Here is a 4,030-nt window from a genome sequence, read left to right on the forward strand (position 1 = left end):
GTCGGCATTCTCGGCGCGGCCGACAACGTCAATGCGGTGCTGCCCGGCGATGCCGCGGCCACCTTTGACGCGAGCGGCTTCGTGCTGCCGCTGGCGATCGCGGGCCTCGGCGCCATCTGCGCCGTCATCGGGACCTTCTTCGTGCGGACGAGCGAGCAGGCCGACATGGGCCGGCTGCTGTGGGCGCTCCGCGCCGGCATCTTCGGCGCCGGCGCGCTCGTGCTGATCGCCACGGCGGCGCTGATCTCGATGATGGGTCTCGACTTCAACCTCTTCTGGGCCGTGCTGGTGGGCCTCGTGGCAGGACAGGTGATCGGAACCGCGACGGAGTACTACACCGCCTACGAATACTCGCCGACGCAGCAGCTGGCGGCGCAGGCGGTTTCGGGCACCGGGCCCGTGATTATCGGCGGGCTGGCGTTGGGCATGCTCTCGACGGTCGTTCCACTGCTCACGATTGCCGGCGCGATCTGGCTGACGTACCAGCTCGCGGGCCTGTACGGTGTGGCGCTGTCCGCGGTCGGCATGCTGTCGACCCTCGGCATCACGCTCGCGACCGATGCGTACGGCCCGGTGGCCGACAACGCCGGCGGTATCGCGGAGCAGGCGCACCTTCCGCCGGAAGTGCGCGAGCGCACCGACGCCCTCGACTCGCTTGGCAACACCACGGCGGCCACGGGGAAGGGGTTCGCGATCGGTTCCGCCGTTCTCACCGCGCTGGCGCTCATGGTGTCGTACTCGCAGACCACGCGCGTGACAACGTTCGATCTGCTCGACGTGCGGGTGTTGATTGGGCTGCTGATCGGTTCGCTCATGCCGTTCCTCTTCAGCGCACTCGCGATGGGTGCGGTCGGCCGTGCCGCGATGAAGATGGTGGAGGAAGTGCGGCGCCAGTTCCGCGAGATTCCGGGAATCATGGAAGGCACGACGCCGCCCGACGCCGCGGGCGCGGTGCGCATCGCAACGGACGGCGCCATCCGGGAAATGGTCCTGCCAGGCGCGATTGCGGTCATCGTGCCGATCCTGGTCGGCATTGTGCTCGGCGCGGCGGCGCTGGGCGGCCTGCTGATCGGCTCGATCGGTGCCGGGGCGCTGCTCGCCCTGATGATGGCGAACGCAGGCGGCGCCTGGGACAATGCGAAGAAATACATCGAGAAGGGACACCACGGCGGCAAGCGCTCGGAGGCGCACCGTGCGGCGGTCGTCGGCGACACCGTCGGCGACCCCTTCAAGGACACCGCGGGACCCGCGATCAACCCGCTCATCAAGGCCATAAACACGATCAGCGTCATCTTCGCGGCGCTCTTCGTGGCCTTCATGAGCCTCTGATCCGGGCCCTCGCGCCGGGGCCTCGGGCCCCGGCGCCCTCCTTCCCCCTTCCCTGTTTTCCCGGAAAATCCGCCCACGGCGAGCGCGCCGAACCCCGCCCGGGGCCGCCCAATGTTCAAATAGGTTGAGCGGCCTCGCTGGCCTGCGCGCCCGAGTCGCGGCCGGGGCATCGTCCAAGGGGACGGTCCGGGCCCAGTCGGCCGCGTCATTCGCCCTTCTGAGGAGTGCCGGCATGTACCAGATGGTCCAGATGGAAGACACGGTCCGCATCCCGCCGAGCGAGCTCGGCGAGGACCAGGACGCGGTCGTCAAGACCCTCGTCCACCGCGAGTTCGAGGGACGCCTCAACAAGAAGCACGGCTTCACCGTCCTCGCCGCCGACATCGAGCGGCTCGGCGAGGGCCGCCTCGTGCACGGCGACGGCGCCGTGTACCAGCGCGTGCGCTTCAACGCCCTCACGTTCAAGCCCGAAGTCGGCGAGATCGTGGAAGGCACCATCTGCGAAGTCGTCGAATTCGGCGCCTTCGTGCGCTTCGGCCCCCTCGACGGCCTGCTGCACATGTCGCAGATCATGAACGACTACCTCAACGTCGACCTCGGCCAGGAGCGCCTCGTCGGCAAGGAGACGGGCCGCACGCTCGCGATCGGCGACCGCGTGCGCGCGCGTCTCGTCACCGTCTCGCTCAACGAGCTCTCGCCGCGCGAGAGCAAGATCGGCCTCACGATGCGCCAGCCCGGCCTCGGCAAGATCGAGTGGCTCGAGGAAGACCGCGACCCGAACGCGCCGAAGCCGGTGCGCCAGGGCGGCGGCGGCCGCGGCGGTCCCCGCGGCGGCGGACGCGGACCCCGCGGCCCCCCGCGCGGCGACGGAGGCAACTGAGATGCGCGCCTGCCGCGACTGCCACAGCCTCGCCGAGGGCGACGCGTGCCCCGCCTGCAAGTCCACGAACCTTTCGAAGGACTGGACGGGCTACGTCGTCGTGCTCGACCCGAAGCAGAGCATCATCGCCCAGAAGATGAACATCGACACCGCGGGCAAGTACGCCCTCAAGGTGCGCTGAATCCCGAACACGAACCCGCCCCGCTCGATGACGGCCTGGCCGAGAGCGGGACGCGGAGGAACCCCCGGCATGTACGTGCTCCCCCCTGCGCTTCGAAGCGCGCTCGCGAAACCCATGGGCCCGGTCCTCACGACCGAGGCCGCCCTCGCCGCGGTCGAGGGCCACCTTCTTGTCGCCGTGGGCGACGTCGTCACGCGGACCTTCCTCGAGCGCGGGCTCCGCCCCGCGCTCATGGTGGTCGACGGGAAGACGCACCGCACGCGTCCCGTCGACGACGTCGGCGCGCTTGCGAAGGACGCGCGCCTCGTGCGCGTCGCGAACCCGCCCGCGACCATCACGCGCGCGCTCTGGGACGCGGTCGCGGACGCGCTCGCGCCGGATGCGCCCGCGCGCGCGGCCGCCGCGACGCGGGGCACGCTCGTGCACGTCGACGGCGAGGAGGACCTCGCCGTGCTCCCCGCGCTCGCGCTTGCGCCCGAGGGCGCGCGCGTCGCCTACGGCCAGCCCAACGAGGGCGTGGTCGTCGTCACCGTCAACGAAGCCTCGCGGGCCCGCGCCCGCGAGCTCCTGAAGGCCATGGAGGCCCCATAATGGACATCGAAATCGTCGGAAAGAAGGAGAACGCGCTCATCGGGCGCACGGAGGTCCAGTTCCGGATCCTCCACACGGGCGCCCAGACGCCGAAGCGCGAGGACGTCCGCGACAAGCTCGCGGCCATCCTCAACGCGAAGAAGCAGAACATCGTCGTGGACAACATGGAATCCACGTTCGGCCACGGCGAGACCACGGGCTACGCGAAGGTGTACCCCTCGGTGGAGGCCCTCTCGAAGGTCGAGCCCCTCCACCTCCTCAAGCGCAACAAGCTCGAGGAGCACGCCCCGAAGAAGCGCAAGGAAAGCCAGCCGGCGCCGGCCGCGAAGAAGGCCGCCGCGCCCAGGAAGAAGTGAGGTGTTGAAGCATGGCTGACAAGAAAGGTGGCGCGAAGGGCGGCGCGAAGGGCGCCCCCGCGAAGACCGCGGCGGGCAAGCGCGGCCTCTACAAGATCGAGGGCGGCAAGCTCGTGCGCGCGCGCAAGGCGTGCCCGAAGTGCGGCCCCGGCGTGTTCCTCGCGGAGCACAAGGACCGCACGAGCTGCGGCAACTGCGGCTACACCGAGTTCAAGGCCAAGGCCGCTTAGGTCGGGGCCTTCAGCGGTGCACTCCGTGACATGAGTTTCACACCTCGGCCCCGCCTGCGGGCGGGGCCTCGGCTCATGTCCGCCCGACCTGCGGGTCGGGCACGCCGCAGCGTTCCGCAGAACGCAAGGCGAAGACGTTTTGCAGAACGTCGCCGCCGCGGCGGTTGCGACCGCCGCGGATCACTTCGTGCCAGAGAGGGGGCGCTGCGCGCGCCCCCTCTCTGGACGTCGCACGAATCTGCGGATTCGTGCTCACCGCAGCGTTCCGCAGATCGCAAGGTGAAGACGTTCCGCAGAACGTCGCCACCGCAGCGGCGTGACGCTGCGGCTCACCCCCCAGCGCCAGGGGCTCCGCCCCTGGACCCCCGCCGAGACCCGCGTTCTCTCTCGAACGGTGCCCGTGTTTCACGGCCCCCTTTCGCGGGCGCGTGTGGGGGGCGCGCGTGGCTGCCCCCTGAGCCGG

The 4,030-nt window shown here is 70.2% G+C and carries 6 protein-coding genes; all 6 read left to right on the top strand.

The genetic code is table 11. The annotated features are described in order from the left end of the window. Window positions 1–1,329 (top strand): sodium-translocating pyrophosphatase (locus tag VM681_01930; GenBank protein HVL86759.1); only part of this gene is annotated, 1,329 nt, incomplete at its 5' end. Between the two features lie 232 nt (window positions 1,330–1,561). Further along, window positions 1,562–2,209, top strand: a complete 648-nt coding sequence (locus VM681_01935; protein ID HVL86760.1) for a DNA-directed RNA polymerase — start codon at window positions 1,562–1,564, stop codon at window positions 2,207–2,209. A gap of 1 nt (window position 2,210) precedes the next feature. Continuing rightward, window positions 2,211–2,390 carry a transcription elongation factor subunit Spt4 gene (gene spt4 / locus VM681_01940; protein HVL86761.1) on the top strand — a complete coding sequence of 60 codons (180 nt, stop codon included), beginning with the start codon at window positions 2,211–2,213 and terminating at the stop codon, window positions 2,388–2,390. A 69-nt stretch (window positions 2,391–2,459) separates the two neighbouring features. Beyond that, complete coding sequence (locus VM681_01945; GenBank protein HVL86762.1) at window positions 2,460–2,981, top strand: DUF359 domain-containing protein; 522 nt, start codon at window positions 2,460–2,462, stop codon at window positions 2,979–2,981. Next, entirely contained in the window at window positions 2,981–3,337 is a 357-nt protein-coding gene (locus VM681_01950) for a 30S ribosomal protein S24e (protein HVL86763.1), read from the top strand. Before VM681_01945 ends, VM681_01950 begins: the two co-directional genes overlap by 1 nt. 11 nt (window positions 3,338–3,348) lie before the next feature. Then, on the top strand, window positions 3,349–3,567 hold the full coding sequence (locus VM681_01955) for a 30S ribosomal protein S27ae (protein ID HVL86764.1): 219 nt from the start codon (window positions 3,349–3,351) through the stop codon (window positions 3,565–3,567). The last annotated feature ends 463 nt before the right edge of the window (window positions 3,568–4,030 follow it).

Source organism: Candidatus Thermoplasmatota archaeon (genome assembly GCA_035541015.1).
In the GTDB taxonomy this organism is placed as follows: Archaea; Thermoplasmatota; SW-10-69-26; order JACQPN01; family JAIVGT01; genus DATLFM01.